Source organism: Ideonella lacteola, assembly GCF_038066555.1.
In the GTDB taxonomy this organism is placed as follows: Bacteria; Pseudomonadota; Gammaproteobacteria; order Burkholderiales; family Burkholderiaceae_C; genus Ideonella; species Ideonella lacteola.
Map to the genome: position 1 here is coordinate 80,371 of NZ_JBBUTG010000006.1, position 18,028 is coordinate 98,398.

The 18,028-nt window shown below is 66.9% G+C and carries 14 protein-coding genes and 1 pseudogene; 4 read left to right on the forward strand and 11 right to left on the reverse strand.

Annotated features, from left to right (window positions below):
- Positions 1–8: 8 nt before the first annotated feature.
- The 5 genes from AACH06_RS12315 to AACH06_RS12335 all read right to left on the reverse strand — a co-directional run bounded on the left by AACH06_RS12315 (position 9) and on the right by AACH06_RS12335 (position 5,511).
- Entirely contained in the window at positions 9–1,280 is a 1,272-nt protein-coding gene (locus tag AACH06_RS12315; protein WP_341426196.1) for a putative DNA modification/repair radical SAM protein, read from the reverse strand.
- Positions 1,281–1,439: 159 nt separating this feature from the next.
- Entirely contained in the window at positions 1,440–3,020 is a 1,581-nt protein-coding gene (gene purH, locus AACH06_RS12320; protein WP_341425993.1) for a bifunctional phosphoribosylaminoimidazolecarboxamide formyltransferase/IMP cyclohydrolase, read from the reverse strand.
- A gap of 220 nt (positions 3,021–3,240) precedes the next feature.
- Positions 3,241–3,477, reverse strand: coding sequence for a Fis family transcriptional regulator (locus AACH06_RS12325; protein ID WP_341425994.1), 237 nt, complete (start codon positions 3,475–3,477; stop codon positions 3,241–3,243).
- A 50-nt stretch (positions 3,478–3,527) separates the two neighbouring features.
- Positions 3,528–4,574, reverse strand: coding sequence for a tRNA dihydrouridine synthase DusB (gene dusB, locus AACH06_RS12330; RefSeq protein ID WP_341426197.1), 1,047 nt, complete (start codon positions 4,572–4,574; stop codon positions 3,528–3,530).
- Between the two features lie 103 nt (positions 4,575–4,677).
- The gene (locus AACH06_RS12335; protein WP_341425995.1) at positions 4,678–5,511 is read right to left on the reverse strand and encodes a substrate-binding periplasmic protein; all 834 of its coding nucleotides are present in this window, start codon (positions 5,509–5,511) and stop codon (positions 4,678–4,680) included.
- 145 nt (positions 5,512–5,656) lie between these two features.
- Here AACH06_RS12335 and AACH06_RS12340 point away from each other — a divergent pair, with 145 nt between their 5' ends.
- Positions 5,657–6,160: a YqaA family protein gene (locus tag AACH06_RS12340; RefSeq protein WP_341425996.1), complete on the forward strand. Its 504-nt coding sequence runs from the start codon at positions 5,657–5,659 to the stop codon at positions 6,158–6,160.
- Positions 6,161–6,223: 63 nt separating this feature from the next.
- Here the strand turns inward: AACH06_RS12340 and AACH06_RS12345 are convergent, their stop codons facing one another.
- On the reverse strand, positions 6,224–8,104 hold the full coding sequence (locus AACH06_RS12345; RefSeq protein WP_341425997.1) for a carbohydrate-binding module family 20 domain-containing protein: 1,881 nt from the start codon (positions 8,102–8,104) through the stop codon (positions 6,224–6,226).
- 436 nt (positions 8,105–8,540) lie between these two features.
- On the opposite strand from AACH06_RS12345, the gene AACH06_RS12350 reads away from it, so the two are divergent.
- Positions 8,541–10,031 (forward strand): carboxypeptidase M32, encoded by a 1,491-nt coding sequence (locus tag AACH06_RS12350; protein WP_341425998.1) that lies wholly within the window; start codon positions 8,541–8,543, stop codon positions 10,029–10,031.
- Positions 10,032–10,058: 27 nt separating this feature from the next.
- A pseudogene (locus tag AACH06_RS12355) lies at positions 10,059–10,238 on the forward strand (OmpA family protein); the annotation flags it as partial.
- 75 nt (positions 10,239–10,313) lie between these two features.
- Here AACH06_RS12355 and AACH06_RS12360 read toward each other — a convergent pair.
- A complete protein-coding gene (locus tag AACH06_RS12360; RefSeq protein ID WP_341425999.1) occupies positions 10,314–11,573 on the reverse strand; it encodes a patatin-like phospholipase family protein in 1,260 nt (419 codons plus the stop codon).
- Positions 11,574–11,634: 61 nt separating this feature from the next.
- Positions 11,635–12,255, reverse strand: coding sequence for a phasin family protein (locus tag AACH06_RS12365; RefSeq protein WP_341426001.1), 621 nt, complete (start codon positions 12,253–12,255; stop codon positions 11,635–11,637).
- Positions 12,256–12,472: 217 nt separating this feature from the next.
- Between AACH06_RS12365 and AACH06_RS12370 the strand changes: the two genes are divergently transcribed.
- Positions 12,473–14,470, forward strand: coding sequence for an SDR family oxidoreductase (locus AACH06_RS12370; RefSeq protein WP_341426002.1), 1,998 nt, complete (start codon positions 12,473–12,475; stop codon positions 14,468–14,470).
- Positions 14,471–14,506: 36 nt separating this feature from the next.
- Here AACH06_RS12370 and AACH06_RS12375 read toward each other — a convergent pair whose 3' ends face one another.
- From AACH06_RS12375 to AACH06_RS12385, 3 genes are all read right to left on the reverse strand, one after another.
- Entirely contained in the window at positions 14,507–15,211 is a 705-nt protein-coding gene (locus AACH06_RS12375; protein ID WP_341426003.1) for an NAD(P)H-binding protein, read from the reverse strand.
- 1 nt (position 15,212) lies between these two features.
- On the reverse strand, positions 15,213–16,184 hold the full coding sequence (locus AACH06_RS12380; protein WP_341426004.1) for a diguanylate cyclase domain-containing protein: 972 nt from the start codon (positions 16,182–16,184) through the stop codon (positions 15,213–15,215).
- 111 nt (positions 16,185–16,295) lie between these two features.
- Entirely contained in the window at positions 16,296–17,813 is a 1,518-nt protein-coding gene (locus AACH06_RS12385) for a DEAD/DEAH box helicase (RefSeq protein ID WP_341426005.1), read from the reverse strand.
- Positions 17,814–18,028: the final 215 nt, after the last annotated feature.

Below are 18,028 nucleotides of genomic sequence, written 5' to 3' on the forward strand. Positions count from 1 at the left end.
TGTGGCCCTCACGCCGGCGTGTCGAACAGCGAGGCCTGCACCGGCGTCGGGGCCAGCCGCTGGGCCAGGCCGGGGTCATCGAGCTGGCGGCGAGGCGTGTAGTCGGCCGTCACGACGAAGGGCAGCACCTTCTTCATCGACACACGCAGCTTTTTCAGATCGTCGCAGCGCAGGCGCCGAAGCCGGCGCACCTGCAGCAACTGGTCCACGGTCCGAACGCCGAGGCCCGGCACGCGCAGCATCAGCTCGCGCGGAGCGCGGTTGATGTCCACCGGAAAACGCTCGCGGTGCGCCAATGCCCAGGCCAGCTTGGGATCGATCTCCAGTGCCAGCAGGCCGCTGGTGGCGGGCACGATCTCGCTGGCATCGAAGCCGTAGAAGCGCATCAACCAATCGGCCTGGTAGAGCCGGTGTTCCCGCACCAGTGGGGGCGCTTGCAGCGGCAGGCGGCTCGATGCATCAGGGATGGGGCTGAAGGCCGAGTAGTACACGCGCTTGAGGCCATAGCTCGCGTACATGGTGTGGCTGGTCGCCAGGATGGTTCGGTCGTCGGCCCCGTCGGCGCCCACGATCATCTGGGTGCTCTGGCCGGCCGGCGCGAAGCGCGGTGGCGTGGCGCGCGTGGGCCGAAGCGCGCGGCCCGCCCGTGGTGCGGTGGGGGCCCCGGCCTGTTTCGCATCGTCGATCAGCAGTCGCATGCGGCCCATCGAGCGCCGAATGCCGGTGGCGTCTTTCTCCGGCGCCAGGGCCTGCAGGCCCGCGGGCGTGGGCAGTTCGAGGTTGATGCTTAGGCGGTCGGCATGGCGGCCAGCGCGTGCGAGCAACTCGGGCGCCGCATCGGGAATGGTCTTGAGGTGGATGTAGCCGCGAAAGTGATGGTCTTCCCGCAGCGACCGGGCCACCTCGACCAACTGCTCCATCGTGTAGTCGGGGCTGCGGATGATGCCGCTGGACAGGAACAGGCCCTCGATGAGGTTGCGGCGGTAGAAATCGAGCGTGAGCTGCACCACCTCATCGGGGCGAAAGCGCGCCCGGGGCACGTTGCTGCTGACACGGTTGACGCAGTAGAGGCAGTCGTACTGGCAATGGTTGGTCAGCAGCAGCTTGAGCAGCGAGACACAGCGGCCATCGGGGGTGTAGCTGTGGCAGATGCCCATGCCGTCGGTCGAGCCCAGGCCTTGGCCATCGCGCGAGTCGCGCTTGACGCTGCCACTCGATGCGCAAGAGGCGTCGTATTTGGCCGCATCGGCCAGTACCGCGAGTTTGTCCAGCAGCTCCATTCGAATACTGTACATAAAAACAGTACCCGAGCGGAGGGAAAGGCCCCACGGAGCGCGCGCAGCGCCGTTCCCTCCGGGTGGCGTGCGCGGTCCGGCTTTGCCAGCCGGCCCCACCAGCCCCCTGGGAGGGGGCTGGTGGGGCCTACGTCAGTGCCTGAATCAGTGCCTGAAGTGCCGGGTGCCGGTGAGCACCATCGCGATGCCGCGCTCGTCGGCCGCGGCGATCACCTCGTCGTCGCGCATCGAGCCGCCCGGGTGGATCACGCAGCTTGCGCCGGCGTCGACGACCACGTCGAGCCCGTCACGGAACGGGAAGAAGGCGTCGCTGGCCACGGCCGTGTCTTGCAGCGTGAGCCCGGCATGGCCGGCCTTGATGCTGGCGATGCGGGCGGAATCGAGGCGGCTCATCTGGCCGGCGCCGACGCCCATCGTCATCCCGTCCTTGCAGAAGACGATGGCATTGCTCTTGACGAAGCGGGCCACTGTCCAGGCAAAGCGCAGGTCGGCCAGCTGTTGCGGCGTGGGCTGCTTCTTGGTGACCACCTTCAACTCGCCGACGATGTCGATGTTGTCGGCCGATTGCAGCAGCATGCCGCCGCCCACGCGCTTGAAATCGAGCGGGTTCGACAGCTGGCTGATGGGCACCTCCAGCAGGCGCACGTTGGTCTTGCTGGCATAGGCCGTGCGCGCGGCCGGGGTGATGGCCGGTGCGATGGCCACTTCCACGAAGTGCTTGCGGGCGTTGATCGCCTCGACCACGTCAGCATCGAGCGGGCGGTTGAAGGCGATGATGCCGCCAAAGGCCGAAGTGGGATCGGTCTTGAAGGCCTTCTCATAGGCTTCGAGCAAGGTCGCTCCCACGGCCACGCCGCAGGGGTTGGCGTGTTTGACGATCACGCAGGCCGGTTGTTCGAAGGCCTTGACGCACTCCCAGGCGGCATCGGCATCGGCGATGTTGTTGAAGCTGAGTTCCTTGCCTTGGATCTGCGTCCACTGGGCCAGGGTGCCGGCAGCGGGCTTGGCCTCTCGGTAGAAGGCGGCCGACTGGTGCGGGTTCTCGCCGTAGCGCATGCCCTGCACCTTGTGCAACTGCAGGTTGAAGACCTGCGGGTACTCGGCCTTGGCCGGCACATCAGCGGTCTTGTCTTCCGCGCCAGCTTCCAGCGCTGTGAGGTAGTTGGTGATCATGCCGTCGTAGGCGGCCGTGTGGGCAAACACCTTCTTGGCGAGCATGAACTTGGTCGCGCGCTTCAGGCCGCCTGCTTGCAGCTCGGACAGCACCTGCGGGTAGTCGGTGGGGTCGATCACGACGCCCACGTCCTGCCAGTTCTTGGCAGCGGCGCGCAGCATCGCCGGGCCGCCGATGTCGATGTTCTCGATCGCGTCTTCGAGCGTGCAGTCTGCCTTGGCCGTGGCCTGCGCGAAGGGATAGAGGTTGATGATGAGCAGATCGATGGTGCCGATGCCATGCTCTTTCAGCGCGGCCATGTGGGCTGGCACATCGCGGCGGGCCAGCAGGCCACCGTGCACTCGCGGGTGCAAGGTCTTCACCCGGCCATCGAGCATCTCTGGAAAACCGGTGATCTCGGAGACCTCGGTCACCGGCAGCCCGCTGTCGGCCAGCAGCTTGGCGGTGCCGCCGGTCGACAGCAGCTTGATGCCTTGCGCGTGCAGCGCGCGGGCGAAGTCGACGATGCCGGTCTTGTCGGAGACCGAGAGCAGGGCGGTGAGGTCAGCCATGGTGTGGGTGCGTGGTAGTGAGACGAGTATTCAGTGTTCAGCCTGGTGGCGTGCGCGGATCCGGCTTGGCCGGGCCGCTGCGCGGTCTTGCAGACCGCGGCGAGCCAGAGGCTCGCCCCTTCGCCAGGCATGAACAGTCCTCAGGACTGTTCATGTCCGGGCTCAGCCCCCGTGGGGGGCTGCCCCGTGGGGGGCTGCCCCGGGAGGGGCGTTGGAGGCTTCATTTGATCAGCTTGTGGTCGACCAGTTTGCGGCGCAGCGTGTTGCGGTTGATGCCCAGCCATTCGGCGGCCTTGCTCTGGTTGCCTTCGGCCTGGCGCATTACCACGTCGAGCAGGGGCTTTTCGGCCGCGAGGATGACCATGTCGTGCAGCGAGTGGGGCTCTTCGCCGTTCAGGTCTTTGAAGTACTGGGTCAGCGTCTCGCGGACGCACTCTTCGATGTTTTTCTTGCTCATGCGAAATACAGCAAGCCCGCCCCTGAGGGCGGGCGACAGGCAATGGGGGCTCAGGCGAGCAGGGCGATCTGATCCTGGTTGGCGGCCGCATCGAGGCCGCTGTGGGGAAGGCGCTCGTGGCTGTCAGCCAGGTGGTCGAAAAAAGTGGTGACGGCGCGCAGCTGTGCCGCCGCGTCGTCGAGGGTGTTCATGACGGCGCGGAAGGCCTCGCCGCCGGGCAAGGTGCGCACGGCCCAACCGATGTGCTTGCGCGCGCTGCGCACGCCGGTGTCTTCACCGTACAGCGCGTAGTGGTCGGCCAGGTGTTCGGTGAGCCAGCGCTGCACGTCGCGCGTGGCGGGTGCCGGGCGGTGAGTGCCTTGCGCCAGATAGTGGGCGATGTCGTCGAAGATCCAGGGCCGGCCCTGGGCTGCGCGGCCGATCATCACCGCATCGGCACCGGTGGCGCGCAGCACCTCGGCGGCGCGCTCGGGGGAGTTGATGTCGCCATTGGCCACCACGGGGATGCGCAGCGCGGCCTTGATGGCGGCCACGGTGTCGTGCTCTGCCCGGCCGCTGTAGCCTTGCTCGCGGGTGCGGCCATGCACGGTGACCAGGGCCACGCCCGCACTTTCGGCGGCGCGCGCCAGCGTGAGGGCGTTGCGCTCTTCGGCACACCAGCCGGTGCGCATCTTCAGGGTCACGGGCACGCCGCGCGGCGCACAGGCCGCCACCACCGCCTCGACGATGGCCAACGCACCCGGCTCATCGCGCATCAGCGCCGAGCCCGCCCATTTGTTGCACACCTTCTTGGCCGGGCAGCCCATGTTGATGTCGATGATCTGCGCGCCGCGATCGATGTTGTAGGCCGCCGCCTCGGCCATCATCGCGGCGTCTGTGCCGGCGATCTGCACCGCAATGGGGCCCGGTTCGCCGTCATGATTGGCGCGGCGCGAGGTCTTCAGCGATTGCCACAAGTCTTTGCGCGACGTGACCATTTCGCTGACGGCGTAGCCCGCGCCCAGTCGCTTGCACAACTGCCGGAACGGCCGATCCGTCACCCCGGCCATCGGGGCGACGAACAGGTTGTTCGCCAGATCGAAGGGGCCGATGCGCAAGGGGCGGAGGAGGTCGGGCGGGGGCATGGGTGCTCAAAAAGGAGGCAGGATTCTACCTGCCGTCACCCGCGCGCCGCGGGGCATGCTGCTGGCGAGCCGTGGGCTACTTGGCGGTCTGGCGACGCCAGAGCTGGATGGCCTTGTCGACAAAGCCGCCCATGGTCTTGTCGCGGCTCAGCTTGTACAGGGCCCGCGCGATGCGGCCGCGCATCTCAGGCGTGTTGCACGGCGAACGGTGCGAGAACGTGAGGTAGAGGTTCTCTCGTGCGACCGGCTCGCCCAGCATCTTCACGTCGGTGATGCCTCGGCGGGCCAGAAAGGCCTGGCCGGGGCTGTCTTCATAGACCAGGTAGCTGGCCCGTCCGCTTTGCACGATCTGGATGGCCTGCTCCAGGCTGGCCACCTGGTTGATCTTCAGCTTCTCTCGGGCGTAGCGGTCGAACTCTTCGCCAAAGCTGTTGTTGATGACGGTCACGCCCTGCACGCCGATCAGGTCGGACCAGCGGCGGAACTTCAACGCGCTGTTGTCTTCACGCGTCCAGATCACCGAGCGCGTTTCGTGGAACGCGGGGTGAAAGTAGTCCATGTACTCGGTGCGCGGCAGGGTGAAGAACGCGCCGGCGATCAGGTCGACATGGCCCAGGCGCGTTTCTTCCTGCACCCGGCCCCAGGGCCCGCTGTACTGCACTTCGATGGGCACGCCGATCTCTTTGGCCAGCCACTGCATCAGATCGGCATTGGCGCCGATCAGGCGGTTGTCGTTGTCGGGGTCTCGCCACAAAAACGGTGGGTACTCGGGGTTGCCAGAGGCCGTCATCTGCGTGCAGGCCCCATCGGCGGCGTGGGCTTGCCAGGAGATCAGACCGAGCCAGACGGCGGCCGCCCAATGCGGGGCACTCGCTCTCGGGTGACGGACGGAAGCGGCAATGTGCGGCATGGTGCGTCGGTTCGAGTGAAGGGGCGGCCGTGGCGGCTTCGCCGGGCCCTCAACCGTCGGATGATGGCAGCGGTGCGCCTGGCGGACAACCACTGTTGCATGGCTTGGACGGTGGCGCCCCCCGGGCCTTCCATAATGGCCCGGCATGGAAGCGAGCATTGCGGCGTGGGTGAACGGGTTGTTGGCTGCGCTGGCGGTGCCGCGCCTGGGGCTCACCGCCGTCTTTGTGGTGTCGGTGGTCTCGGCCACCTTGCTGCCGTTGGGCTCGGAGTTCGCGGTCATCGGCCTGGTCAAGCTCGACGAGTCGCTGTTCTGGCCCGCCGTGCTGGTGGCGACGGTAGGCAACACCATCGGCGGCGCGATCTCGTGGTGGATGGGCTATGGTGCCGAGCGGGCCTACGAGCGATTGGCCGAACGCCCACCGAGTGAGGCGCGCGCCCTGGGCTGGTTGCAGCGATTTGGGGCTAAAGCGTGCCTGCTGAGCTGGTTGCCGGTCGTCGGTGATCCGCTGTGCGCGGTGGCCGGCTGGTTGCGGCTGCCGTTCTGGCCGTGTGTGGTCTACATGGCGATCGGCAAGCTGGCCCGCTATGTGACGATGACCGCTGCGCTGATGTGGTGGTTCCCCGGGCGGTGGCCGGCGATTGGCTGACTCACCCGCCCGGGCTGGCTCGTCGGGGTGCGGCTCGCCGAGGCGAGGCGCACCCGAGCGGGCTCAGAACTTGAAGTTGCCGTCGTTCTGTGCCTTGGTGGTGCCCTTGGCGCAGGTGGTGATTTCGCGGTTGCCGCTGGGGGTGGGCTGGTTGCTTTCCCACACCGCGGTTGTTCCGTTCCACTTCACGTACTTGTACTGAATGGCGGTCTTGGCCGGAAGCGCCACCGTGCCCTTCCAAGTGGCGTTGGCGCCGCCGGTGCCCTGGATCGTCAGCGCAAAGCCCTTCGCGGGCGTCCAGTTGCCCAGCGCCGTCTGGTTGCCCACGACATACAGGTTTTCACCCCAACTCGTGTTCGCGTTCGCGATCTTGAAGGTCACGGCGCAGGTGCCATCGCCGCCACCGCCGCCGGCAACCTTCTGGCCGGTGTAGATCACCACGGCCGGCACGGTGCTGCCACCGTTGTTGGCGGCCACCGTGATGGGCGCGTTGCCGCTGGCGTCCACCGTGACGGTGCCGCCGGTGCAGCTCTGTCCATCTGCGGCGAGGGTGCCCTGGACGATGTTGCAGTAGGTGCCTGCCGGCAGCCGGGTGTTGAAGGTCTGCGTCCACGCGCTGGCACTGTTGTTCAGCGCGACGAAGCCCGTCGTGCCCCGGTTGAAGGTGACCTGGTTGCCGTTGTTGCCGACGATCCAGTTCTGCTGGGGCTGGCCGTTCATCGCCGAGCGGAACTTGACGATGTTGGAGATGTCGGCCCACCGATGCACAAAGTCCCAGGCCACGTTGATCTGGGGCACCCCGTTCAGATAGGGGCTGGCAGTCGGCCGGTCGGCGTCCTTGTTGGTGAAACGGAAGCCGGAATGCAGCTGGGCCTCGCCGTAGCCCTGGGCCAGCATGAAGATGTTGGCCAGGTCGTAGCGCTTGGTGCCGGCGGTGTCGTTGATGGCGCCGGTGTAGTTGGCGGTGTTCAGCGAGTCCTGCCGCTCGGTGTCCCAGTTGTTGATGAAGATGGTGGCGAACTGTGGCTGCATGAAGCCCCAGCTGCCGCCCCAGTTGCCCCAGGTGCCCATGATCGACGGGATCGAGGACAGCGTCAGCCCGTTGGTGCCGCGGAACACATCGCGCATCGCGTAGGTGAACTGGAATTCGTTGACCGTGCCGATGCTGAAGTAGTCCGAACGCGTCACACCGCCGTCCGGAATGATCTCTTGTGTCACCCAGATCGGCTCACCGGCCTTGGTGAGCGGGTTGGTCGACTTCACGGCGTTCATGATGCTTTGCAGCGCCGATGCCGGCATGTGCTTGGCCGCATCGATGCGAAAGCCGTCCACGCCCATGTTCAGCAGCGTGCGCAGGTAGTTGACGATCTGGCCTTGCACGTAGCTGTTCTCGGTGGCGAGATCCGGAAGACCCCCCATGCGGCAGTTCATCACCCGGTCGCGGGTGTTGGCCTGGTTGTAGTCGCTGGGCTGGATGTCGCAGCGGCTGTGGAAGTCGAAGGCGCTGAAGAAGGGGTAGCTCAGCGTGTCGGCGTTCCAGGTGGAGCCGTCGGTGGCGGTGCCCGAGCCGTCCGCCATCTGGTTGACGACGATGTCGGCATAGACGCGGACGCCCGCGGCGTGGCATGTGTCGATCATGGTTTGCAGCTGCGAGGCATTGCCCATGCGACTGCTGAGCGAGGCGTAGTTGACGGGCTGGTACACCCCCCACCAACCGTTGGCCACTTTCGAGGCGCCGGGGGGCGAGATCTGCACCCCGCCGTAGCCTTGCGGGCCCAGCCATTGCGTGCATTCGGTGGCGATGTCGTTCCAGCTCCACTGGAACATCTGCACCGAGGTGTCGCGTGGGTTGAGCGCGGCCTGGGCGGCTGTGGCGGTCAGCCCGGCCGCGATGGCCGCGAGCAGCGGGGTGGTCAGCAGACCTTGTCTCCGATCGTTCTTCATATCGTTCTCACTCGTGCGATTGGCGCGCCGAGGGCTGGCCGCGAAAGACGCGCCAGGGTTGGGGGAAGAAAACCTGCCGGAGCAGGAAGTCGCCAGCCAGCCTTTTTGCGAGCGATCCGGCACATCGTTGGCACCGAACCTAAGTAGTTTCAGTACATCACGTCGCGCAACGCAAGACGGATTGCCCTGATAAAAGATCAATTCTCTGGACCTGACAGCCGAATTTCTGGATTCTCATTCGTAGTATTTGTGTAGTTTGAGTACCTGAATGAGGTGCGCGCATCTCGGCTAGAACAACGGCCGTCGCTCCCCCGCCATCCCCCATGAGGGGGGGGGCTGAAGCGCCTCCAGGGGCGGCCGTTCGGCCCACAATCGGGCACGTTCCCGTCAGTCTTGTTGTTTGAGAGACCGTGCCCGCCACGAGCACGCACAGCCGATGTCACCAGCCACCCCGCAGTACGACGCGCTCACCGATCGCTTCACGCGCATCCACCGGTTCGCGCATTTGCAACACATGGCCCATTGGGACCAGCAGGCGAACATGCCGCCCAGTGGCAATGAGGCGCGCTCGGCAGCGTTGGCGGAGATGGCTGCTTTGCTGCATCGCCTGCGCACCGACCCCGAGCTGGGTGGCGGCCTGGAGGCGGCGGGGCATGAATCCCTGAGCGATCAGCAACGCGCCAACTTGCGCGAGATGCGGCGGCAATGGGAGGCGAACACCGCCTTGCCCGAGGCGCTGGTCGAGCGCCGCTCGCTGGCCACCTCGCGCTGCGAGCATGCATGGCGTACCCAGCGGCCGGCGAATGACTGGGTGGGTTTCCTGCCCAACCTGAAGGAGGTGCTGGCCGTGACCCGCGAGACGGCCCAGCGACTGGCCGATCGCACCGGCCTCACGCCCTACGACGCGCTGATGGACCAATACGAGCCCGGCATGACCACCGCCAAGGTGAGGCAGGTGTTCGGCGAGGTGCGAAGCTGGTTGCCCGGGCTGATTCGGCGCGTGACCGAAAAGCAGGCCCGCGAGATGGTGCTCCAGCCGCATGGCCCGTTTGCCATCGAGGCGCAGCGCGGCTTGTGCGAGCGGGTGATGCAATTGCTGCAGTTCGACTTCAGTGCCGGCCGTCTCGATGTGAGCGCGCATCCCTTCTCGGGCGGTGTGCCCGAAGACGTGCGCCTGACGACACGGTTCCGCGAAGACGACTTCCTGCAAAGCCTGATGGGGACGATGCACGAGACCGGGCACGGCCGCTACGAGCAGCGCCTGCCGCGGCAGTGGCTGGGCCAGCCGGTGGCCGAGGCCCGTTCGATGGCGCTGCACGAAAGCCAGAGCCTGTCTTTCGAAATGCAGCTGGGCGGGCATCCCGGCGTCGCGCGGCTGCTGTCGCCGATGCTCGTGGAGGCGTTTGGTGACCAGGCCGCCTTCATGCCGGGCAACCTGCATCGCTTGCTGACCCGCGTGAAGCCCGGGTTCATCCGTGTCGATGCCGATGAAGTGACCTACCCCGCGCATGTGATGCTGCGATTCGACATCGAGCGCGCGCTGGTCGAAGGCGAGGTCGAAGCGGAGGACATCCCTGCGCTGTGGGATGCCGCGATGATGGAGTTGCTGGGCATCGACACCCGCGGCAACTTCAAAGATGGCCCCATGCAGGATGTGCACTGGCCCGAGGGGCTGTTCGGCTACTTCCCCTGCTACTCGCTGGGCGCGATGTATGCCGCGCAGTGGTTCGCCGCCATGCGGCGCGAAATGCCTGACCTCGACACCCGGCTGGACGAGGGCGAACTGAGCCCCGTGTTCGACTGGCTCGACCAGAAGATCTGGAGCCAGGGCAGCCGCTGGACCACCGACGAGCTGGCCCTCCACGCCAGCGGCGAGACGCTGAACCCGGCCCACTTCAAGGCCCACCTCGAATCACGGTATCTGTGAGCGCGTGGCCCGGAAGCTGGGCAGAGCGCAGACAACAAGAGATTGTCCGAGGCGCGTGCCCAGGCCGTCATGAAAGCGATCGTGGCCCAGGGTATCGACGCCAAGCGACTGCAGGCGGCAGGCCGCGGTTCGGAGATGCCGATCGCCGACAACCGGCTCGAAGAGGGGCGTGCCAAGAACCGGCGGGTGGAGCTGGTCAAGTTGTAGCGCTGGCGCGGTGACGCGCTGATCGCCGGAGCAACACGGCGGGGCCGCGCCGTCGCCCTCCGAGGTTGGTGGCAGTCAGGCCGATGGGGCGGTCGTGCTGAGCCGTCGCAACTCGGCTTCGAGCCGGTCCAGCACCTGATGGGTGCGTTCCGTCAGCTGATTGCCAGACCGTCGCAGGGCCAGTTTCGGCAGCAGGCGACGGTCGCGGAACAGCGAATCCAGATCCAGCGGCACGCCGTGCTCGGCAAAGACCGGCGCCAGTTCCGCACAACGGGTGCGCAGCCAGCGGCGGGTCTGCTGGTAGGCGTGTTCTGCCAGCTCCCGGCGCAAGGTGTAGCTGAACGTGCCGGCGCGGAACATCTGCGGGTCGTGGCGGTCCGGCTCGATCAGCACGATGTCGCATTCGGGGTGGCTGTGGGCATACCCCTTCAGGCCGAGCTCCAGCCGCGAATGGATCAGCGAACGGAAGGTCTGGCTCAGCACGGCCGGTAGACCGACCGAGGCCAGGTGCGGAATCGTCCCCTCATGCCCGCCCGCGGCATTGTTGCGGGCGGCTTGAGACGATGCGTCGAAGGGCACCAGGGGGTTCAAGCAGATCAGCAGGTCCTGGCCCTGGTCGAGCAGCACCGAGGCATGGATGGTCTTTTTCAGGGCGCCGTCGACGTAATGGCGGCCCTTGATGGCCACGGGCGGATACAGCCCCGGCAGAGCGGCACTGGCGATCACCGCGCGGGCGATCGGGGTGTCGTCCCACCCCGGCAAGCCGAAAGGCGCGGCTTCACCGGTGTCCAGGTCGGTGGCCACGACCACCAACTGCCGGCGCAATTGGCGAAAGTCGTTGCTGCGGCCCGGGGCGGCGAATACCCGTTCCAGTTGGGCCTGCATCGCCTGGTTGTCGAACAGGCCGTTGGGCAGTGCACCGCCGAGCATGCCCAGTGCATTCACCCACGGCAGCTTGCCGGCGGCGACCTGCCACGCGGCCTCGCTGGCCAGGTGCGGCAAGCGGCGCAACCGGCGGCGGTGTTCGCGCCAAGCCGGGTGGGTGAAGAGCTTGGGGTCGATCAGGTCGTCGGTGCCGCCGTCGCTTTCGATGAAGGCGGCGCACATCTGCCGCGGCGTCATGCCGTTGGCCAGACCGGCGGCGATGAAGGCGCCGGCTGATACGCCGATGTAGGCGTTCAGTTGGGTGAAATCGAGGCCGGGAAGGGCCTCTTCGAGCGCGCACAACGCGCCGATTTCATGGATGGCGCCCAAGGGGCCGCCACCGGCCAGGGCCAGCGCGATCCGCGGGGCGGTCGGCGGGTGGGGCGCGACCGTGGGGCGGCGAGAACTCAAGCGTGGCATCCGTTATCCGGCCGGAGCGCTGGGTGGCCCAGCGCCCGGCAGGCAGGCGCGATCAAGCGGCGGGAGCTTCGCTGGCGGCGGGCTTCTCGGCCTTCTTGCGCGGGGCGGCCTTTCGAGGCGCAGCAGCCTTCTTCGCCGGGGCGGCCTTCTTGGCCACCGGCTTCTTGGCGGCCGCCTTCTTCGCGGTGCCGTTGGCCTTCTCGACCTTCTCAGCCTTGGCGGCCTTCTTGGCCGGGGCGACCTTGCCGCCCAGCTTCGCAACGGCGCTGGCCAGCGCATCGACGCGCTCGGTCAGGTTGGCCACGTCCTTGGCGGTGGGCACACCCAACTTGCCCAGGGCCTTGGCGGTGCGGGCTTCGAAGATCGATTCCAGCTTGTCCCACGAGGCGCCGGCCTTGTTGGTGACTTCACCGGCCATCGCGCTCATCTTGCCGGTGACTTCGCCGATCCGCTCTTCGGCCACGGCCTGGGTCTTGCGCTGCAGGGTCACGCCTTCCTTGACCAGCGCTTCGAAGACCTTGGTGCCTTCTTCCTGGGCCTTCGCGAAGGCGCCCATGCCCGCCAGCCAGATCTGCTGCGCCGAAGCCTTCACGGCACCGGCCAGCTGGCTGTCCAGCAGACCCGCGGGGGAGGCCGACTTCTGCTCAGCCATCTTCTTCAGCTTCTTGACCATGGTGGGATCCTCTTTCCTTGCTCGGGGTTGGCGACTACGCGGGCGGACCATCCACCCTCATAAAACCCAGTGTAGAAGCCGGATTTCGAGGCGGCATCCTAAAACGCTAGGTGCGCGCGCCTATCTCGGGTAAGCGCGAAAGGCCAGGTCCGCACGGCGCGGGCCAAAATCGGCACGAACATCTGAGTCCCGAACCCCATTCACCCCAGGAGGCCCCATGCAGTATTTCGTCACCGGCGCAACCGGCTTCATCGGCAAGCGTCTCGTCAAGAAGCTGCTCGGCCGCCGTGGCTCGACGGTGTACTTCCTGATCCGCCCCGGCAGCGAGGGCAAGGTCGCTGGCCTTCTCGAGGACTGGGGCGTGTCCAAGTCCCGGGCCATCGCGGTCAGCGGCGACCTCACCGAGAAAAAGCTCGGCGTCGCCACGGACGTGATCAAGCAGCTCAAGGGTCAGATCGATGCCGTCTATCACCTGGCGGCTGTCTACGATCTGTCGGCCGACGAGGAAAGCCAGGTCCAGGTCAACATCGAAGGCACCCGCAATGTGGTCGAGTTCGCCAAGGCGATCGATGCCGGGCATCTGCATCACGTCAGCTCGATCGCGGCCGCGGGCCTCTACGAGGGCGTGTTCCGCGAGGACATGTTCGAAGAGGCTGAAGGCCTTGACCACCCGTACTTCATGACGAAGCACGAGTCCGAGAAGATCGTCCGCAAGGAATGCAAGGTGCCGTGGACGGTCTACCGGCCGGCGATGGTCGTTGGCGATTCCACCACCGGCGAGATGGACAAGATCGATGGTCCCTACTACTTCTTCAAGCTGATCCAGCGCATGCGGCAGGTGCTGCCGCCCTGGATGCCGGCGGTGGGCCTGGAGGGTGGGCGCGTCAACATCGTGCCGGTTGACTTCGTCGTGAACGCGCTCGATCACATCAGCCACTCGAAGGCGGCGGTCAAGGGCGCGTGCTTCCACCTGGTTGACCCGGTGGGCTACCGCGTCGGCGACGTGCTGGACATTTTCTCCAAGGCGGCCCACGCGCCGAAGATGAACCTGTTCATCAATGCGGCGCTGCTCGGCTTCATCCCCAAGAGCGTCAAGAAGGGGATGATGGCCCTGGCGCCGGTGCGCCGTGTGCGCAATGCGGTCATGAAGGACCTCGGCCTGCCCGAGGACATCATGAGCTTCATCAACTACCCGACGCGGTTCGACTGCCGGGACACCCAGGCTGCGCTCAAGGGCTCGGGCATCGAGTGTCCGAAGCTGGATGACTACGCCTGGCGCCTGTGGGACTACTGGGAGCGCCACCTCGATCCCGATCTGATGATCGATCGCTCTCTGCGCGGCACGGTCGGCGGCAAGGTCGTGCTGGTGACGGGCGGCTCGTCGGGCATCGGCCTGGCGGCAGCGATCAAGTTCGCCGAAGCGGGGGCCATCACGATCATCTGTGCCCGTGACGAGGTCAAGCTCAAGGAGGCAGAGGCTGAGATCCGCGGCAAGGCGGGCAAAGAGGCCCAGGTGCACATCTACTCGGCCGACATCGCCAATGAGCAGAGCTGCAACGAGATGGTCACCTGGATCACCGAAACCTTCGGCGGCGTCGACTTCCTGATCAACAACGCGGGCCGATCGATCCGCCGCGCCATCGAGAACAGCTACGACCGCTTCCACGATTTCGAGCGCACGATGCAGTTGAACTACTTCGGCTGCCTGCGGGTCACCATGGGCTTGCTGCCGGGGATGGTGAAAAAGCGCAAGGGTCACGTGGTGAACATCAGCTCGATCGGCGTGCTGACCAACGCCCCGCGCTTTTCAGCCTATGTGGCCAGCAAGGCGGCACTCGATGCCTGGACGCGCTGCGCTTCCAGCGAGTACAGCGACATGGGCGTCACCTTCACCACCATCAACATGCCGCTGGTGCGCACGCCGATGATTGCGCCCACCAAGATCTACAACAACGTGCCCACGCTGTCGCCGGAAGAGGCCGCCGACATGATCGCCCAGGCCTGCGTCTACAAGCCGGTGCGCATCGCCACACGGCTGGGCATCACCGGGCAACTGCTGCATGCATTGGTGCCACGCGTCGCGCAGATCGCGATGAACACCAGCTTCCGGATGTTCCCCGATTCGGATGCCGCCAAGGGCGAGAAGGGCAGCAAGCCCCAACTGTCGGCCGAGGCGATTGCCCTGCAGCAGATGATGCGAGGCATCCACTTCTGACGCGTGTGCCGCCGCAGGGGCAGGCGGGCCGTGGGGTCAGCCTGCGCCGCGCCTCGCCATCTCTGCCGACGGCAGCACCAGCACGCCCGGCGCGCCTTCGTCGAGGGCGCCGAGCAACGCTCGCGCGACCAGGCGAGCCTCGATCGGCCGCACTGATGGGGGAATGAGTCCCTGGATCGGCCGCATCAGACGCAGGGCCCATTGCTCGCCCGTCCGCACGGGTTGGCCCAATGCGGCCCGATTGCCTGCCAGCAGCGATGGCCGCCCGATCACGAGGCTGGGGAACCCCACCGCGGTGACCGCGGCCTCCATCTCGCCCTTGACGCGGTTGTAGAAGACGGACGATCGGGAGTCGGCGCCCAGTGCCGAGACCACGGCGATGCGCTCGGCACCGGCGGCCCGGGCGGCACGTGCTACCGCCACCACCGCGTCGAAGTCGACGGCCCTGAAAGCGTCGGGCGAGCCCGCCACGGCGATGGTGGTGCCCAGTGCGATCAGCACATCATCCGTGGGTGGCAGCGCCATCGCGCCGCTGAGGCGGGGGTGGACCAATGCCTCTCCACGCGCGTGGGCCAGCGCCGCGCTGAGAGCAGCATCCGCGGGCCGGCGCAGCAACGCCACCACGGGCCCGCGAGAATGCCCCGCCTGGGCCTGTTCGGCCAGGCACTGCAGGACGGCACGCCCCACCAGGCCGGTGGCTCCCGCGAGCAGCAGCCGCCTGGGCTGCTTCGGCGGGGGCATGTCAGCGGCTGACAGGGGCTGCCACGGCCACGCTGAGCTCGCTCTGGCCGTCGGTGGTGCGCAGCGCCTGGTTGGCCGCCTCCATCAGGGGCAGCAATTGGTCACCGTGGTCGGGGTAGACCGCCACACCCACGCGGCAGCGTGGCTTGATCACTTCGACGCCGGTGTTCACCGGGTTGCTGAGTGCCGCCGCGATCTTGTGGGCCACCCGCTCGGCCTCGTCGACCTGGTGCAGGTCGACCAGCATGGCGACGAACTGCCCACCCGGCATACGCGCGGCGCTGTCGGTCTTGCGCAACTCGAAATGCAGGCGCCCTGCGGTGGCACGAAGCAGGTCGTCGCCGATGCTGGCGCCGTGCTGTTCGCACAATTGTTCAAAGCCGTGCAGCTCAACCAGCAGCACGCCCACTTTGGTCTGGGCCCGTGCAGCGCGTTGCATGGCCATCTCGGCCCGGTCTTGCAGCACGGCGCGTGTGGGCAGCCCGGTGAGACTGTCGTGGTGGGTCAGCGCGAGGGGGGCATCGGGGGGCAGTTGGCCTTCGCATTCAACCGCCAACAGGCCAACGACGCTGCCAGAGGCCGCCCGCAAGGTGCCCAGCGACAGGTTAACCGTCCGTGGTTCGCCGTCCTTGGTGCGCAGCACCCAGGCGTGTTCGTCCACCAGCCCACGCCTTAAGCGCGCACTGAACACGCTGGCGTCGGCGGGGACGCGAGCATCGAGCTCGCGCGCCAGCATGGCGGCGCGCGCCTCGATCTCTTCGCGCCGCAGCACGGTACCGATCAGGGGCTTGTCTTTCAGCTCGCCGGGCTCAAAGCCGAGGGCGCGCTCACCCGCGGGATTGATCCAGAGCACCCGGCCGTCCAGGTCGAGGCCAAAGGCCAGGCGCGGGAACTGCTGGATGAGCAGACGCTGGGCCTCTCCCAGCTCGAGCCAGGTGAGGGACTGGGGATCGATCAGGGCGGTACGGTTCATGGCCCAGTATTCCACCATCGCCCCTTGCTCGACAAGCCCGCGCGAGCACCACGGGCACCATGAAAAACCGCCCCGAAGGGCGGCGGATTCATGGGGTGGCTGGGTGGTGTTTCAGGGCTTGCCGCGCAGCAGCCGTGCCGCGGCTGGCTTGGCGTTCGAGCCGTTGCTCTGGCTGCCGCCGCCAGCGGGGCGCGCGTGTCCTGCCCCTTGGCTCGCCGGCCGCGCATTGCTGTGCGCCGTCTTGTGTCCACCGTGCGGTGCGTGGCCGTTCGCCGGGCGACCGCCGGCCGCCGGTTTGCCTTGCGGCTTGCTCTGGCCGCCACGCGGCTCATGACGGCCGGCGCTTTCGGGGCGCGGTGCGCCGCTGCGCTCGCCTTGACGGCCGCCGCGCGGGTGGTTGCCACCACCGCCGCCGCCACCGCGACGGGTGCCGCCGATGCCGATGGTCATCCGCCCCAGCACGATGGGTTCGGCGCGCTCGCCCGGAGGCGCTTCGAAGCCAGGAATGACCTCGCGCGGGATTTCACGCTTGATCAGCTTCTCGATGTCTCGCAGGAAGATCTCTTCGTCCAGGCAGACGAGCGACACTGCCTCGCCCTGGGCGCCCGCGCGGCCGGTGCGGCCGATACGGTGCACATAGTCTTCGGGCACGTTGGGCAGCTCGAAATTGACGACGTGCGGCAGTTGATCGATGTCGATGCCACGTGCCGCGATATCGGTGGCCACCAGCACCTGCAGCTCGCCGCTCTTGAAGTCGGCCAGTGCCTTGGTCCGCGCGCCTTGGCTCTTGTTGCCATGGATCGCCATCGCGCTGATTTCTTCCTTGTTCAGGAACTCGGCCAGCCGGTTGGCACCGTGCTTCATGCGCGTGAACACCAGCACCTGGTGCCAATTGCCTTGGCGGATCAGGTGGGCCAGCAGTTCCTTCTTTCGATCGCGGCCCACCGGGTGCACCTTCTGCGCGATGGTGTCGGCCGTGGCGTTGCGACGCGCGACTTCGATCAGCGCCGGCTGGTTCAGCAGGCGGTCGGCCAGCGCCTTGATGTCGTCGCTGAAGGTGGCGGAGAACAGCAGGCTCTGCTTCTGCGCCGGCAGGATCGCCAGCACCTTCTTGATGTCGTGGATGAAGCCCATGTCGAGCATGCGGTCGGCTTCGTCGAGCACGAAGATCTGCACGTGGCTCAGGTCCAACGTGCCTTGCTGGTGGTGGTCCAGCAGGCGGCCCGGGGTGGCCACGAGGATGTCGACGCCCTTGCGCAGGCGGTCGATCTGCGGTTGCATTCCGACGCCGCCAAACATCACCATCGAGGTGAGGGGCAGGAACTTGCCATACAGGCGAACACTTTCTTCGACCTGCGCCGCGAGCTCACGGGTGGGCGTGAGGATCAGTGCGCGGATGGCTATGCGGCCTTTCGCGTCGCGCTTGGGGCCCTGTGCAGCCAGCCGGTGCAGCAGCGGCAGCGTGAAGCCGGCGGTCTTGCCGGTGCCGGTCTGGGCACCGGCCATCAGGTCGCCGCCATTCAGAACAGCGGGAATGGCTTGCGCCTGGATCGGGGTGGGTTGTGAATAGCCTTGTTCGCGAACGGCACGAACAATCGGATCGGCCAAGCCGAGAGATTCAAAGGTCATTGAGCTCTATGGGAGCAATCGCCGGCCCGCCGCCCGCGAGTTGCCTGGATGAGGCTCGGGGCACCAGCCAGGGGCCCGGCCGGGAAAAGGACAAGTCGGCCAGTAACGCCGAGCTTGCTGTCAGGACTGACAAGCCGCCGCCGAGGCTGGACCTCGGGGGGATGGAGGCATTGTAGCCATGCGCGTTTACCCCAATCGAAGAAAGAGGCTATCGG